Source organism: Oceanipulchritudo coccoides, assembly GCF_010500615.1.
Taxonomy (GTDB): Bacteria; Verrucomicrobiota; Verrucomicrobiia; order Opitutales; family Oceanipulchritudinaceae; genus Oceanipulchritudo; species Oceanipulchritudo coccoides.
In genome coordinates this window covers 442,068-457,605 of record NZ_JAAGNX010000001.1, presented here as the reverse complement: position 1 = coordinate 457,605, position 15,538 = coordinate 442,068, and the positions used below count along the sequence as shown (strand labels likewise).

13 protein-coding genes are annotated in these 15,538 nt (G+C 53.9%); all 13 read right to left on the bottom strand.

Annotated features, from left to right (window positions below; all coding sequences use genetic code 11):
* Positions 1-44 precede the first annotated feature (44 nt).
* Positions 45-2,534, bottom strand: coding sequence for an AAA family ATPase (locus G0Q06_RS01785; protein WP_163961867.1), 2,490 nt, complete (start codon positions 2,532-2,534; stop codon positions 45-47).
* 1 nt (position 2,535) lies between these two features.
* Entirely contained in the window at positions 2,536-3,642 is a 1,107-nt protein-coding gene (locus tag G0Q06_RS01780; RefSeq protein WP_163961865.1) for a protein arginine kinase, read from the bottom strand.
* A 4-nt stretch (positions 3,643-3,646) separates the two neighbouring features.
* Positions 3,647-4,141 (bottom strand): UvrB/UvrC motif-containing protein, encoded by a 495-nt coding sequence (locus tag G0Q06_RS01775; RefSeq protein ID WP_163961863.1) that lies wholly within the window; start codon positions 4,139-4,141, stop codon positions 3,647-3,649.
* 49 nt (positions 4,142-4,190) lie between these two features.
* Positions 4,191-5,060, bottom strand: coding sequence for a branched-chain-amino-acid transaminase (ilvE, locus tag G0Q06_RS01770; protein WP_163961861.1), 870 nt, complete (start codon positions 5,058-5,060; stop codon positions 4,191-4,193).
* Positions 5,061-5,115: 55 nt separating this feature from the next.
* On the bottom strand, positions 5,116-5,910 hold the full coding sequence (locus G0Q06_RS01765; protein WP_163961859.1) for an inositol monophosphatase family protein: 795 nt from the start codon (positions 5,908-5,910) through the stop codon (positions 5,116-5,118).
* A 5-nt stretch (positions 5,911-5,915) separates the two neighbouring features.
* Positions 5,916-7,118, bottom strand: a complete 1,203-nt coding sequence (locus G0Q06_RS01760; protein WP_163961857.1) for a hypothetical protein — start codon at positions 7,116-7,118, stop codon at positions 5,916-5,918.
* Positions 7,119-7,174: 56 nt separating this feature from the next.
* Positions 7,175-8,176, bottom strand: a complete 1,002-nt coding sequence (gene ribF, locus G0Q06_RS01755) for a riboflavin biosynthesis protein RibF (protein WP_163961855.1) — start codon at positions 8,174-8,176, stop codon at positions 7,175-7,177.
* Position 8,177: 1 nt separating this feature from the next.
* Positions 8,178-8,900, bottom strand: coding sequence for a tRNA pseudouridine(55) synthase TruB (gene truB / locus G0Q06_RS01750; RefSeq protein WP_163961853.1), 723 nt, complete (start codon positions 8,898-8,900; stop codon positions 8,178-8,180).
* On the bottom strand, positions 8,897-9,898 hold the full coding sequence (locus tag G0Q06_RS01745; protein WP_163961851.1) for a DHH family phosphoesterase: 1,002 nt from the start codon (positions 9,896-9,898) through the stop codon (positions 8,897-8,899). Before G0Q06_RS01745 ends, truB begins: the two co-directional genes overlap by 4 nt.
* Positions 9,899-9,914: 16 nt before the next feature.
* Complete coding sequence (gene rbfA, locus G0Q06_RS01740) at positions 9,915-10,280, bottom strand: 30S ribosome-binding factor RbfA (RefSeq protein WP_163961849.1); 366 nt, start codon at positions 10,278-10,280, stop codon at positions 9,915-9,917.
* A gap of 7 nt (positions 10,281-10,287) precedes the next feature.
* Positions 10,288-12,768 (bottom strand): translation initiation factor IF-2, encoded by a 2,481-nt coding sequence (gene infB, locus G0Q06_RS01735; protein WP_163961848.1) that lies wholly within the window; start codon positions 12,766-12,768, stop codon positions 10,288-10,290.
* A 54-nt stretch (positions 12,769-12,822) separates the two neighbouring features.
* Entirely contained in the window at positions 12,823-14,085 is a 1,263-nt protein-coding gene (nusA, locus tag G0Q06_RS01730) for a transcription termination factor NusA (protein ID WP_163961845.1), read from the bottom strand.
* Between the two features lie 108 nt (positions 14,086-14,193).
* Positions 14,194-15,474 carry a DUF2851 family protein gene (locus G0Q06_RS01725; RefSeq protein WP_163961843.1) on the bottom strand — a complete coding sequence of 427 codons (1,281 nt, stop codon included), beginning with the start codon at positions 15,472-15,474 and terminating at the stop codon, positions 14,194-14,196.
* Between the last annotated feature and the right edge of the window lie 64 nt (positions 15,475-15,538).

Genomic DNA, 15,538 nt, shown 5'->3' with positions numbered 1-15,538 from the left:
AAAAGAGGCTCTAAAAGGCAATCCAATTCAAGTTTGTGGGAGACCTAGACCCCTGCAGCAGGTGACTTTTGCGTAAAATGCAGATCCTTGCCCGTCTCCGAGACAGAGACGTAAACCGTCTCGCCTTCCTTGAGTTCCCCGCGCAACAGTGATTCAGCCAGCGGATCCTCAAGGAATTGCTCCACAGCGCGGCGCAGCGGGCGGGCCCCGAACTTCTCATCGTATCCTTGTTCAATCAGAAAATCCTTCGCGTCGTCTGAAATGACCATCGGGAGATTGCGGTCATTCAAACGCCCTATGATTCCGCGTGTCTCAATATCGACAATTTTGCGCAGATGCGGGCGAAGAAGCTGATGGAAAACGATGATCGAATTGATCCGGTTAAGGAACTCCGGTTTGAAGACGCGCTTTGCCTCTTCCATGATCTTGGATTTTGTCTTCTCAAAGTTATCTTCAACATCATCCATTCCGAAGCCAAGGCCTTGGTTTTTCTGGAGGATATGGGCCCCGACATTGGAAGTCATGATGATGATCGTATTCCGGAAATCGACAGTGCGTCCCAGGCTGTCAGTCAGACGGCCCTCCTCAAGGACTTGGAGGAGAATCTGTACGACATCCGGATGGGCCTTTTCAATCTCGTCAAAAAGGACGACGCAATAAGGCTTCCGACGAACTGTTTCCGTGAGCTGCCCGCCTTCATCATATCCGACATATCCCGGTGGCGATCCAATCAGGCGGCTGACCGAAAACTTCTCCATGTATTCGGACATGTCGATTTGCACGATCGCATCCTGATCACCGAAGATTGATTCTGCCAGTGTCTTGGCCAGATGGGTTTTTCCGACACCTGTTGGCCCCATAAAGAGGAACGAGCCGATCGGGCGCCGCGGGTCCTTCAAGTCGGCACGGCTTCGGCGCAGGGCCTTGGCAATGGCCACCGTTGCCTCGTCTTGCCCAACGACAATCTTCTGCAGTTCCTTTTCCAGATTGAGAAGCTTTTCAGATTCCTTTTGTTCCATGCGCCGGAGAGGAATGCCGGTCCAGTCACTGACAACCTGGAGCATATCTTCCGCATCAACAGTGATTTTGGTCTCCGCACGGGATTTTTTCCACTCGTCGATCATTTCCTCACGCTGATTTCTCAGCTGCTTCTCCTGATCGCGGAACTTAGCGGCATCTTCAAATTGCTGCTTGCTGATCGACTCTTCCTTAAGCGCGCAGACTTCCTCCACCTTTTTGGCCATCTCCTCAATTTCGGGAGGCCGGTTGAGCGAATTAATCCGGGCTCTGGCACCCGATTCGTCAAGGACATCAATCGCCTTGTCAGGTAGAAACCGCGACGTGATGTAGCGTTCAGAAAGGTGCACGGCTGAATCAAGTGCCTCATCGGTGTATTCAACCTTGTGGTGCTCCTCATACTTGGGAGCAATCCCCTTCAATATCGCCAACGAGTCCTCGATGCTTGGCGCATCTACCATGACGCTCTGGAAACGCCTATCGAGAGCGCTATCCTTTTCGATGTATTTCCTGTACTCGGCCAGAGTCGTCGCCCCGATGCACTGCAACTCGCCGCGACTGAGAGACGGCTTGAAAATATTGGAAGCATCCATTGCTCCCTCGGCTGCGCCCGCACCGACAATGGTATGCAACTCGTCGATGAAAATGATCACATTCTTGGCCCGGCGAATCTCGTCCATGACGGCCTTGATCCGTTCCTCAAACTGCCCACGGTACTTTGTTCCTGCAACCATCAGGGCAAGATCCAGCGTGATAAGGCGCTTTTCAGCCAGAATTTCCGGCACGATGCCATTTGCAATCTCAAGGGCGAGGCCCTCGACAATGGCTGTCTTGCCAACTCCCGCCTCACCGATGAGGACAGGATTATTCTTCGTCCGACGGCAAAGGACCTGCACAACTCGGCGAATTTCCTTCTTTCGCCCGATAACAGGATCCAGATCACCGTTGCGGGCCAGTTCCGTTAAATCACGGCCAAAAGCCTTCAGAGCAGGTGTTTTAAGCTCCCGTTTGTCCTCGGGACCGCCCGGAATGGCCGGGCCCGCAGCCGATGGCTCGCCAGGCTCACCAGAAAAATTGGGATCCAGCTCGCTGAGGATTTCGTCACGGCAGCGCTCAATGTCGATTTCCAGGCTTTTCAGGACTCTGGCCGCTACGCCGTCCCCTTCCCGCAGGAGGCCGAGAAGAATATGCTCGGTTCCTACATAGCTGTGATTCAAGGACTTCGCTTCCTTGCCTGCGAGGGCCAGGACCTTTTTGACACGCGGTGTGTAAGAAATATTGCCAATCGGCTTGGCCGCTGGGCCCTTGCCAACCTGCTTTTCGACGGCAGTCCTGACTGTGTCGAGATCCAAGCCCATCTTCTGCAAAACATTAACAGCGACGCCTTGGCCCAGATTGATCAGGCCGAGAAGCAGGTGTTCGGTGCCGACATAGTTATGATGAAAGCGGTCAGCTTCCTTCCGTGCGAGCGCCAGCACTTGCTGGGCTCTTGGTGTAAAATTGTTCATGGGTTCCATGTTAATCCTCTTGATTCAGGTTGGGGGATATTTGAATCCTACTAAAGTCCAGAGTCGGGAAAGACGCAAATTGTTCCCTAATTCTTGTTGCCCGAATTTGATCCCGTAATTCCGGCTCAATGTCGGCATTGGCCGAACACTGCACATGACCGGGCTGAATTTCCATTGAAAGGCGATCGATGTGTGCGCGTTTTTCTTCTGGAAAAATGCCCAAATCGACAGCCAGACGCATTAAACTCAACAAATTCACCGCTTCCTGGGAGCTTAAAAGGTGCCCATTTCGCAAAATCCCGTAGGCTCGGCCAATCTTGTCCATCAGCATGGTCGATTGATTCTCCAACAAGACCCCTCTGGCATTGGTTTCCTGCTCAATGATCGCATGCAGGATCGTGATCAGGCGCTTGATGATCTGATCTTCCGATTCGCCAAGGGTCTGCTGATTGCTGATCTGGAAAATGCTCCCTGTCGCCTCGCTTCCCTCCCCGAGGCTGCCCCGCACAGCAAGGCCCAGTTGATTGACCATCCGAACCACTTTTTCCATGTGCTGACACATCACCAGACCGGGCAAATGCAACATGGCGGAAGCCCGCAAACCCGTCCCGACATTGGTCGGGCAGGCGGTCAGGTACCCGTACTCATCGGAAAACGCATAATCGAGTTGGTCCTCCATTTCCGAGTCGGTGGCGTCGGCCTCCTCCCAAGCCTTTCGGAAGTTGAAACCGCTGCGCATGCACTGCAACCGGAGGTGATCCTCCTCGTTGATCATGACTGCCAGTTGCTGGCTCGGAGCGATAAAAACTCCTGTGGCGTCCTCCGACTCAATCAGCTCGCGGCTCACCAGGTGGCGCTCCACGAGCACCTGCTTTTCGAGCTCGGTAAGGTCGGAAATTTGCAGAAAGGTTCCATCCTTGAAGGCGGGCAAGCGTGACAATTTGTCCAGACACCGTTCCAAAATGTCCACCCGCTGAGACGAATCGCCCCAACCGGGAAAAGCTTCCCCGGAAAGATTACGGGCCAACCGGATACGCGTGGACAGAACGATCGGCTCAGGGGCCAATCCTCCATCGGTCAATTCCGCTTTGGCTTCGATTAAGGGGGTGATAAGCATGGCTTCAGGTAGTTTCCAGGGCTGTACGGGCCTCGGCAATGAGGTCTCTCAGCCGCGCTGAATCCTCGTAGTTCTCCGACTTGATGGATTCCTCAAGATCGCGCTCAAGTTGATCCAGGCGCCGCTTGCGGCTCATCCGGGCAAGGGCGCGCTCCGGCACCTTGCCGCGATGAACGACGTCCTTGTGCATGTTTGATAACATCGGCTCAAGGATCTCGTGGAAAGTATCATAGCACTGAGGGCATCCAAAACGACCAGTCTTCTTGAAATCGGCCGGACTGAATCCGCAGGCCTCACACTTGAGGGATTTGTCCGAAATCAGGGAGGCTGGTGACTGGACAAGAAAATCGGCCAGCGAAAAGCCCTCCGGATCCGTTACCCCTTTCTTGAAAGGACAATCCTCACACAAGTCCACTTTGTGGATTTTGTTGTTGATGATCTGGGTCAGGTGAATGGTTGCCGGTTTTGTACAGTTACCGCACTGCTCAGGTTTAGCCATATATATAAGATAGGGTGGATTCGTCGAAATTTCCAGTCGAATAAGGGGTTCAACGAATCATTACACCATCTTTACTGACAAGGTCATGAAAGGCTTCCAGAAGCTGATGGGTCTGCTTTCCGGGAATCCCTTCCCCGATTGTCCGGCTATCCACCTCGACAACCGGAATCACTTCCGCGGCTGTGCCGGTGAGAAACATCTCGTCTGCGGTCCAGATATCGTAACGGGTCAGATTCATCTCTTCACAGGAATACCCCAGCTTTTCCATTATTTCCAAGACGGCACCGCGGGTAATTCCCTTGAGGGCGCCTGCGGCTGTCGGCGGGGTGAACCATTTGTCTTTATGGCGGATGAAAATATTGTCTCCGGTGCACTCTGCAACATAGCCCTGGTCGTTCAACATGATTGCCTCAAGACAACCCGCCTGGTTGGCATCGGCCTTGGCGAGAATATTGTTCAGGTAGTTAAGTGACTTCACCATTGGTGCGAGGGCGGCCGGATTGATGCGGCGCGTGGGGGATGTGATGATTTTCAGCCCCTGCGTATAATGCTCCTCCGGATAAAGAGTGATCTTGTCGGCAATGATGATCAGCTGCGGATCCTTGCAGCTCAAGTGGCTCAGGCCCAGCGAGCCCACTCCACGGGTCACCACCAGGCGGATGTATCCGTCCTCCAGATTGTTCACCCGGCAGGATTCACAAACGGCCTCCGCCAACTGTTCACGGCTCCACGGCATCCTCAGGAGGATTGCCTTGGCTGATTTTTCCAGCCTGTCCAGATGTTCGTCCAGCTTGAAGACACATCCCTTGTAAAGGCGGATACCTTCAAAAATGCCATCTCCATAAAGGAGACCATGGTCAAACACTGAAACCGTGGCTTCAGCGGAATCTACGAATTGTCCATTTAAATATACCTTCATAATAAAACCTCTCCTGTTCAGAAATTGATGCTCCCAGCGTGGCAGGGTCCGCCAATCAGCCAAGCCAATTTTGCACGGCTGTCAAAAAGCCCTCGCTCCCAGCTGCGTAGCGGATGAAAGCGCCGTTTGATTCAAACGCTTTCATGGGAAACGGATTCTCATCCATGTAGATAATTTTTCGCCCACTGGCCTCAATTAGTGCGCAAGCGGCAGCGACGTCCCAAATCCTGACCCGTTCATCAATAACCCCGTCAATGCGTCCCAGGGCGACATATGCCAGATGGAGCGAGGCACTGCCGAGGCTGCGGACCCGATAGGTCTCAAGAAGAGCTTCGAATTGGCGCGGACGGCCGGCCGGGAGCGGGAAATGGAGGGCAATGATGCTGGTCCGCTTCTCAAAAGGCCGGTTTGCCGGGGTAAATTTCTTACCATCAACAAGGATTGGCCTGCCCGAGCCTCCTTCCAGTAATTCTCCGGTACTCCCATCGTAGATCAATCCATAGACCGGATGGCCCTGTTTCATAAGGGCCAGGGAAATAGCACAAGCGGACATGCCCAAGGCGTAGTTGTTGGTTCCGTCGATCGGATCAAGCACCCATGAATATCGTGATTCCACTGGAACGACCTCATCCAGCAAACCGGATTCCTCGGACAGGAACTGGTCATCCGGGAAGGAGCGACGCAGCTCTTCACAGATCTTCTCAGAAATGGCAAAATCAGCAAAAGTGACCCGGGTTTCATCGGGCTTCCATTCAGAGGAAACACGCCCTCTCTGTTGATTGAAAAAACCGGTCTGATTGCGAATCGCGACCCGTGCCGCATTCACTCGATGTCTGAAGGCCGTATCCATGGCCGTTAGCGGAATTTCCGCGGTCCAAATCGTGACCGGCGCTCGCTTTCCCGTGGAGGCTTGGTGGTTGGGGGAAGAGATGTCTCCACGGGTTCTGTCGGCATGACAACCGGTTTTTCAATCACCATCGGCTGCTCATAAACGGTGATGGTTCCTGTTCCTGTGCCTTCTGGCGACTGAATCTCTCCCTGCATTGCTTCAGCTGAGGGATCCGGGGCCTTGCTCGCCAGCTCCAGATCTTCCAGCTGAGCCAAAAGGCGCCTGCGTTCCCGTTCAGACTCACCCAGAGTCTCTGCAAGGGCCAGATTACGATCCTGCAAATCCTCAAGATTTTGTTCTGCCAGTGCCTTTTCGGCTGTCAGGTTGGCCAACTTTTCCTCAATCTCCGCATTATCCGGCTGGGCCTTTTCCGCGAGTAGCGCGTTTTCCTTCTGCAGGCTTGCGCGCTCTTCAACGAGCAGATCCACCATTCTCCGGAGACTGTCCAACCTTGCCCGGGTCTCTTCCAACTCATTTTGCAGGCCCTCAATACGGGCATCCCGTTTTACCAGTTGGTTGCCAAGGTCGGCGACAATGGTATCCCAGAGTTTCTCTTCTTCGTCGTCTTCCAATGCCGTTTCGGGAGAGAAAAATTCCAGACTTCCTTCAACAAAAGCCTCTTCTCCATCCTCGTTTACAAGGATCAACCGAAACCAACTGCCTCGCCATTGAAATCCTGCTGGAGGAATGGGGGGCGGTGTCGTCCTGATCATTTTACCTTCTGAATCAAGAAGCCAGATCTGCAGCCAGCGGAGCGACCAGTCGGTTTCCTTCAAATTCCCGCGCATGGGGAAAAACCATCCGATCAAGTCTCTTCCATTTTCTTCGGGATCGTCGTTTTGATAATCAAATCCGGCAATGCCCGGCACCTGCAACCCCTGAAAGTGTACTTGGTAATATAAATCTATTGTCAGCTCAGCATTGGAAACCCCTTCAGTGAGGCGCCCCGCACGCTCAGTTGCGAGAGCCGTATCTTCCTCCATGGCAAGCGGATCCAGGAGAAAACTTCCGGAAAGAACCCAGCCGCTCTTCAGGTCAGGTGCAAGGACTGGATCCGCTTTTGTCACCAATCCTTCAAAGATCCAGGTGACCTCCTCGCCCATCATCACCGGGGAAACCCCGATCAGGGCAAGTGCCAGAGAGGCCATGGACTGGAAGGATCTGAACATGGGTCTATTGAGCCAAAAATGCCTTTCCACCGCAACGAGAATCAAGCGTTTCCCGATCATCCGGGGTTTGTGTCGGCGTCCTTTGCCTTGACCGCCTCAACATCCCGCCGGATCTGTTCCTGGAGGGCTTCCATTGAGGAAAATTTCATCTCCGGACGGATAAATTCGAGAAGAGAAACCTCGAGTTTGTCTCCAGTTGTCGGAAATTCCGATCCATCCAGGAAGTGCACCTCAAGCAAAGGCGATGCGGCCTCGGACACAGTCGGGTGCAAGCCATAGTTGGCGATGCCACAAAACTTATCCCCGGATGCCATATCTGAAGCCTCCACCCGATAGACGCCCAAACGTGGAAGGGCCTCCGGATTCCATGAAATATTAACGGTCGGAAAACCAAGCCCGCGTCCAACCTTCTTGCCTGCAATAATGGTGCCACTGATCCTGTAGGGAGATCCGAGCATGGAATTTACAGCTGACATTTCCCCTTGGGCAAGGGATGCGCGAATGGCACTGCTGCTAATCGGCTCACCTTGATAGCTTTTGCGTCTTAGCACACCCACCCGTATGTCCAACGGGCCAGCTGTTTCAGTAAGCGTATCGACATTTCCACTACGCATTGCTCCAAAGCGGAAGTTTTCGCCAACATAGAGACTTTTCAGCATGGGAAACCATGACCGAAGGGTCGGAACAAACTCTGAAGCTTCCCCCGCGGCAAACTCACGCGTGAAAGGAAAAACAAACACTTTGTCGATCCCCACTTCAAGCATCCGCTCGACACGTTGTTCAAGCGGCATCAACAAGGCGGTTGCTTGATCGGGGCGCAGAACCTGGCTCGGATGGGGATCAAAGGTCAAAACACCCGACAAGGAACCCGGTTGAGCCTGCGAGGCCTTAATGGCTTCATGAATGACTGCCTGATGCCCGACATGAACTCCGTCGAACATGCCGATGGCCAGATGGACTGGTTGTTCAAGTGTTCCACCTTCCAGAATTCGTTTCCCCAGGTAAGCGGTCAATCCCGGGGACCGGTCCTTCTCGGAACTGGAGGAGTGAGTGGACACACTAAATGGCGTTGCTGGGAACAGCCTGGTAGGAAGGAATGAGCCAACCTTTAATTTCCTCAACAGGGAGGTCCTGGAATGTCTCAAGCTCAATGGAGTCCTCGATATGGAAGCGCTCGATGTCTGTTCGGCGAAGCTCCTTCAAATAGCCGCCACAACCGAGTTTCTCGCCCAAATCGTTGGCCACTGTACGAACATAGGTCCCCTTGCTGCAAGAGAGGGTGAATTCCATGTCCGGAGTTTCCCATTTATCCAAAGTAAAGGAGGAAATATGGATGAATCTTGGCTCACGCTCAACCGTCTTGCCTTTGCGGGCCAGTTTATAGAGGGCCACCCCATCGATTTTCTTCGCTGAGAACATGGGGGGCGTCTGGTACTGGTCACCGACGAACGTTTGCATCGCCTCCTTGAGTTGGTCTTCACTCAACTCCGGAACGGGCTGCTCGGAGACAACCTCCCCTTCCACATCCTGAGTCGTCGTCGCGACGCCGAATGTAATGACCCCCTCGTAGGTCTTGTCCAGCCCCATGAGGAACTGGGAAAGCTTGGTGGCCTTCCCGACAAGAATGATCAACAAACCGGTAGCGTTCGGATCAAGCGTCCCGGCATGTCCGACACGTTTCATCTTAAGTTTATGGCGAACCTTGTCGACGACGTCATGGGACGTCATTCCATCGGGCTTATCGATCAACAAAACGCCTTCATATGAATTGGCTGAACTCATTGGGATGTCTCCTTCAGTGAAGCAAAATGGGTTTCAAGGGCGTCAACAAGACGCGGGTAAAATTCATCAAGTGTGGACTCCGGATTAAAGCCGGCAGCGCAGGCATGCCCGCCGCCATTGAACTGTATCGCCAATTGGTCCACGCGGTGTACGGGATCCTTGGCACGGAAACTCCCTTTCATTGTGCCATCCATTTCCTCCAGAAGCACACCAATTTCAACACCTTCGATAGACCGGGCGTAATCGACCAACCCTTCTGTATCTTCCTTGGTCGCTCCAGTGGCTGCCCATGCTTCCTTGTCGATGATTCCAACGCAGGCACGCCCGTCGCAGAGGTAGCGGAAACTGGCAAGAAAACGCTGCAGCAAGGCCAGTTTGGCCGGGCTTTCACGCTCGTAGAGTTCCATGGCAGCAGCAGCCGGATCGGCTCCCCGCTCCATCAGATGACAGCAGATCTCGAAAGTGTCCCGTGTTGTCGAGGCAAACCGGAACTGCCCTGTGTCTGTAGCGATTCCTACATACAATGCCTGCGCCGTTACCTCGTCGACGGTCAGATCATTATCTAGAAAAATCCCGCCAAGAATTTCGCCCGTGGCGGAAGCTGTTCCCTCAATGATATTATGCTCTGCATAGAGGGAATTGGAAATGTGGTGGTCAATGTTCAGGTAGACTTCAGGGTACGCTTCCTGCAATACTGGCCCGAGCCGCTTGCGGTCTGCACAGTCCACGGAGATGGCCACACGGGAAGAATCAACACCGTCCTCATCAACAAAGAACGGTGTATCCCCGACAAAGGAGGCGCAGTTTGAAGGAACCCTGTGATGGTTGTAACAAACTGCATCAAATCCCAGCTCGCGAAGAACACGGGCGACTGCGACCTGCGACCCGATGCAGTCCCCGTCAGGCCGGACATGGCCCAGAACGGCAACCGGACGTCCCCGGATTGCCTCTATCGCCTTTGTGAATGCGGCGGAATGTTTTGGAAAATATAGTGCCATAAAAGTTCAGGTTTTTTTAATCCTCAGGCTCGGGGAAGGTCTCTCCCTCAAGTCCAAGATCATCCAGTAATTGATTCAATTTCTCCCCGTAATCCGCCCCCTTGTCATAAATGAATTCAAGGTGCGGGAGGAATTTCAAGGTAACTGCCTTGGCCATCTCCCGGCGGATTGATTCATGATGGCGTGAGAAAAACCGCTCTGCGCGTTCGCGAATGGCAGGGTCACCATGTGTAGCGAAAAACACCTTCGCCGAACGCAGGTTCGGAGACACATCAACGGAGAGAATCGAAACCTCCACAGTCTCCGCCTGATAGCGGGTGTGGAGAATGTGGCTAATCTCCCGTTTGAGCAATTCGTTGACTCGAACAACGCGCTGACCCATCCGTCTCCTATAAGTCCGGTTTGATTTTCAGGATTTCAAAGACTTCGATGATGTCTTTCTCCTCATAGGCATTGTATCCATCAATCTGGATACCACACTCGTAGCCCGCGCGCACTTCAGTGACGTCATCCTTGAAGCGCTTGAGGGTTGAAATCTTCGATTCCGCAACAACTTCTCCACCGCGCACAAGGCGAGCAATGGAGTCCCGCTGGATCCGGCCTTCAGTGACCATACAACCAGCGACGACGCCTTTCCCGACCGGGAAGACCTGACGGATTTCAGCTGCACCAATCTTGTTCTCTCGCAGCTCGGGATCAAGCATGTCAGTCATTGCGTCCTTAACCTGCGTGATCAGCTCATAAATGATATTGTGCTGGATCAGGTTCACCCCGTGGTGCTTTGCCACACTGGTCACGCCATTTTCAATGCCGACATTGAAGCCGATGATTGTGGCCTTCGCAGCGCTCGACATGAGGACATCGTTACGCGTGATATCGCCAACGCCCATATCAACAACTTCGAGGTCGATCTTTTCGCTCTTGATACTCTGCAGGCTTGTCGCCAAAGCTTCCGCGGTTCCGTAGACATCCGCTTTCACTAGTACAGTAAAACTCTTCTTCTGGGTCTTTTCAATAGCCGCAAAAAGATCATCCACTGATGTCGATCCACGCTCCTGCAATTGAGTTGCCTCAAGTTTCTTGCGATCCAGTTCGTTTGCTTCGGCATGCTTCTTCGCTTCGCGCTCATTTTTGACAACCTTGAAGAAGTCACCGGCATCCGGAGGACCCGACCAGCCGACAATCTTCACTGGCGAAGAAGGCCCCGCCTCCTTGATTTGCTCGCCCTTGTCATTTATCAACTGGCGAACGCGACAGTAGTTTTCACCACAAACAAGCGCCATGCCAGGCTTCAAAGTTCCCTGCTGGATAATGGCAGAAGCGGTGGACCCGCGGCCGAGCTCTTTTTGAGCCTCAACGATGACCCCTTCGACTTCCCCCTTTGGATCCGCGACGATTGTCTCGGTCACATCCGCCTGGAGCACAATTGCTTCAAGAATATCCTCGATCCCCTCGCCCTTGAGCGCGGAGACCTTTGCGTAAAGCGTTTCTCCGCCCCAATCCTCAGGTGCAAGATCACGTTCCTGCATCTGGCGCAGAACCTTGTCCACATTGGCACCCGGGGCATCCATCTTGTTAATGGCGACGACCACTGGAACTTTGGAGACACGGGCATGCCCGAGAGCTTCATCAGTCTGTGGCATAAAGCCGTCATCAGCCGCAACGACAAGGACCGCAATATCGGTCGTTCTGGCTCCACGGGCACGCATGTTGCTGAATGCCGCGTGTCCGGGTGTATCGATAAAAGTGATTAACTTGTCTTTGTGCGTGACTTGATAAGCACCGATATGCTGGGTAATTCCACCTGCCTCGGAAGAGACAACATTGGCCTTCCGAATCGTGTCCAGGAGAGTGGTTTTTCCATGGTCAACGTGTCCCAGGATACAAACGACTGGCGGGCGCGGAACCATTTCCCGTGCCGGCTTCTTCTCCTCCACAACCTTTTCAGCCTCGCCTGCTGCACCGCCTTCACCGCGGTGGCGAACCTCAAGGGCAAATCCGTGGATCTTGGCCAGGCGCTGGGCAACGTCTTCCTCAATGGAGGAATTCATGGAGGCAAAAATGCTCATTTCCATGAGCTCGGAAATCAGCTGGAAGGGCTTGCGGCCAATTTGCAGTGCGAAGTCCCTTACGACAATGGGCGAGCGCACCTGAAGTGGTATCAAATTGTCAGCCGGTTCAGATTCAACCTCCTCGACCGGTGCTTCCTCGGAGGGAGTTTCATCGACCGCAGCTTCGGGCTCTGGCTTGGAGAAACTTGGCGGGGCAATCGGCGGGGGTCCCTTTTTAGCTGGAGGGACAATAGGAGGAGGGCTTTTCGTGGTAGGTGCCGAGGCGGCAATAGTGGGTTTTTCCTCCGCAACTTCCTTTGCCGAAACCTCTTGCTTTGGCAAATCCGTACGCAAAATAGGAGCCTTGGGGGCAACCTTCGGAGTCGTTCCACCGCTTAGCGGCGAAGGGGTCACGGTGCGTCGGATGACGCCAGGAGAACGCGGCAATGGCGGCGGGGTTTTTCCGGGGTTCGGAGCCGGCACGGGTGGCGCAGGAGCTTCAGCCTTGCGCTTGGCCTCTTCCTCTTCCTCCCGTTCGCGACGCTCACGCTCAATGTCTTCCTTGGAGCGGACAATGGCACCGGAGGGAGGGACAATCTTGACCTCCACAGGAGGCGCTTCCGCTTTCTCCTCTTCAGGCGCTGCGCCCTCAGATTCTTCCGGCTTGGGCCCAAACTCCTCGCGAAGGCTTTCCGCGGAAATATTGTCAACGGTACTGGAGGCGCTTTTTACCTCGTAACCCCGCTCTTTCAAAAGCGCGATTAGCTCGGCATTCTCCATCCCGATTTCCTTAGATAGCTGATATATCCGAACACTCATAAATTACTAAATCTCCTGTTTGCCTGCCTCGCTGCCAAAACCGATGGATGATCCTCAACCAGCCTCACTGCTGGAGGCACTTCGATGCGCATCAACCAACTTGACAACCTGACCGGCATCTTCTTCCGAGAACCCGAGTTTGACAAGGTCCTTTGCCTCGACCCCCTCAAAGGCCTCAGGACTGACCAGACCATGCTGAACAAGGAATGCCGCCAGTTCGTCAGAAATACCCTGGACACCTTCCCAACCCTTGATGGCGTTCTTCATCCGCTCATCAAAGCCGACTTCAGTCACCTCTTCCTTCGAAATGTCCAACTTCCAGCCGAGAAGGCGGGATGTCAGGCGGGCATTCTGGCCGCGACGCCCAATGGCAATGCTCAGGTTATCCTCACTGACTTCAAAATAAATGCGCTTATTGAGCTCGTCCACCTTGATATTGAGCGGAACGGCTGGCTTGATCGCTTCGTGAAGGAGTTCCAGCGGATCGCTGCTGAACTTCACAATATCAATCTTCTCACCCCCAAGCTCGCGGACAATACTCTTCACACGGGCACCGCGGGCACCCACGCAGGCACCGACTGGATCCACTTTGGGGTCCTTGCTGCTGACAGCGATCTTTGTCCGGTACCCGGGCTCACGGGCAATTGCCTCGATGATAACCGTACCGTCCTGGATTTCCGCCACTTCCAACTCAAAAAGGCGACGAACAAAACGAACCGCTGCACGGGAAAGAATCAATTCCGGACCACGGTTTGTCGGCTCGATTGCCAGAAGCAGGCAGCGCATGCGCTCCCCCGGGGAATAGTCTTCTCCGGGAACGCGCTCGCGCGGCGGAAGCATTGCCTCAGCCTTGCCAAGATCGACAATCAGGTCACCCCGTTCACGGCGACGCACAATACCGGTCACAATATCGCCGACATTGTCCTTGTAGTCGTCATAAATGCGTTCCTTCTCGAACTGCCGCAAGCGCTGCATGATTGTCTGCCGGGCAGTCTGAGCGGCAATTCGGCCAAGCCTCTCGGGATCAACTTCCTTCTCGATGAAGAGCCCAACTTCCGCTTCAGGATTCAATTGCCGGGCCTTCTCAATATGGATTTGAGTACGCGGATCTCCCACAGAATCAACAACTTCCAGAATTGACCAAGCTTTCAGCGCCCCACTTTTGGGGTTGATCTCAATGCGCAGCTCCTGGCCTGCGTTGACACCTTTCGTGGCAGCACTCCGGATAGCATTGGAGATCGCGGATATCATGTCTTCCCGCGGAATCCCCTTTTCCTTTTCCATGAATTCAAGAACGGATAAAATTTCCTGGCTCATCGTAGTATATAATGTCGTTGCGATTGTCCTAAGACAAAAAAGAGCGGGTAGGACACCCACTCTTCTGCCTTTAGAAGAATTAAAAAGGAAGAACCTGATCCTGCCTTCTCAGCTTGTCAAGCACCGCTTAGCAGGCACCGTTTCTCCGATTGAGCTACGAATCCGCTCAAGGCGTAACTGGTCATCTGCCCAGACAAGACCCTGCAACCAGCCGTTGCAGAGCGGGTAGCCTGAGCTGAGCTGAATTCCAGCTAACTTGAGCAAGGATCTGTATGAATCCGGGAACATTCCCGGGCGGGCGTGAAACCAAAACCCGCCCCCAGCAGCGCTTGAAATATGGCCGTTTGCAACCTGCATCGGCAGGCAGACATCGACCAGAAGTCGATCGACCAGGCTTTGGCTGAAAAGGCCACCGAATACCCCGTCTCTGAGCCATGCGCCGTATTCGCGCAGTTTCCAATGCTTCCGAATCCATCCAGTTGGCCAATCGGCCACCGCCGCCTCCGGCTGGAATTCAGACCCCGGCTGAAATTCCAGTGGGAGGCGGGACAGCCTGTTGAACCAGTCCGGAACCGACTGATTCAGGGCCATATACGCCTCCAGGCGGCCCAGAGCGCGATTTGCCGGACGTCCGACATTCCAACGAACTTCAGTCTCCCATTCCCTTTGCAGGACTTCAGTCAACCCGGGTTCGCGCCAACACTCCGGCGGCAAGGCTTCACCCATGGCGTAGAATGCGCGCCGATTGAATGGATATCCCAGATAGAACAAGGTCATGAGATGAAGTCCTTTGGTCCAGCCATGTTCCCGGATCAGGCAGCGGGCCATGGATTCCTTGTCCTGCCAGCGACGGTCTGCACCAATACCAAGGCGGTTCCGGATCTGTTGCGGAGTTTCGGATTCAATCCACTCACGCAACTCCGGAGCCAGTTCCCCGTACAATCCGGGCTCACCGCCAGCAACTGACTCAAGGTCTTCCCGCAGCCAGGGACCCATGACCCATTCCTCCAACAGCTTTCCGGAGGATGTCCGGATATCGCGATCCAGCCCACCGGCAAAGAGAACCGCATGCAATACCACCGTGTCATAAGCCGGGTCCAAATGATGGCCATGCCTCCACCAGTCCTCTCGATACAGATGAAATTCAACATCCCCAACCCGTCTCTCCCCATCCAGTTCAATGACAGCTTCCAGAAAGTCCGGCCCTGCCCCATGGTTCCACTTGCCCGGATGGCAAACCTTCAACCGGGCGCCGGATCGTGTCTGCCATGCCCCACGCTGGATCTGCTGAAGGGCCCAGATTTGCTGAACCTTGCCTTCCAGAATCTGCAGGGGTCCATACAAACCTTGGATTTCCGAAACTGAGGATTGACCAGGGATTGTTTTCATTCCCAAAACCTAACGGTTTTTAAATTATCCCTCAAGAAATTTCCTGTGGAAGATCATTGTGTTA

Coding starts and splice junctions, on each gene's coding strand:
- G0Q06_RS01725 (WP_163961843.1), bottom strand. CDS start 15,474: ATGAAAACAATCCCTGGTCAATCCTCAGTTTCGGAAATCCAAGGTTTG.
- truB (WP_163961853.1), bottom strand. CDS start 8,900: ATGAGTTCAGCCAATTCATATGAAGGCGTTTTGTTGATCGATAAGCCC.
- infB (WP_163961848.1), bottom strand. CDS start 12,768: ATGAGTGTTCGGATATATCAGCTATCTAAGGAAATCGGGATGGAGAAT.
- ilvE (WP_163961861.1), bottom strand. CDS start 5,060: ATGAAGGTATATTTAAATGGACAATTCGTAGATTCCGCTGAAGCCACG.
- G0Q06_RS01745 (WP_163961851.1), bottom strand. CDS start 9,898: ATGGCACTATATTTTCCAAAACATTCCGCCGCATTCACAAAGGCGATA.
- G0Q06_RS01765 (WP_163961859.1), bottom strand. CDS start 5,910: ATGGATACGGCCTTCAGACATCGAGTGAATGCGGCACGGGTCGCGATT.
- nusA (WP_163961845.1), bottom strand. CDS start 14,085: ATGAGCCAGGAAATTTTATCCGTTCTTGAATTCATGGAAAAGGAAAAG.
- G0Q06_RS01785 (WP_163961867.1), bottom strand. CDS start 2,534: ATGGAACCCATGAACAATTTTACACCAAGAGCCCAGCAAGTGCTGGCG.
- G0Q06_RS01775 (WP_163961863.1), bottom strand. CDS start 4,141: ATGGCTAAACCTGAGCAGTGCGGTAACTGTACAAAACCGGCAACCATT.
- rbfA (WP_163961849.1), bottom strand. CDS start 10,280: ATGGGTCAGCGCGTTGTTCGAGTCAACGAATTGCTCAAACGGGAGATT.
- G0Q06_RS01780 (WP_163961865.1), bottom strand. CDS start 3,642: ATGCTTATCACCCCCTTAATCGAAGCCAAAGCGGAATTGACCGATGGA.
- G0Q06_RS01760 (WP_163961857.1), bottom strand. CDS start 7,118: ATGTTCAGATCCTTCCAGTCCATGGCCTCTCTGGCACTTGCCCTGATC.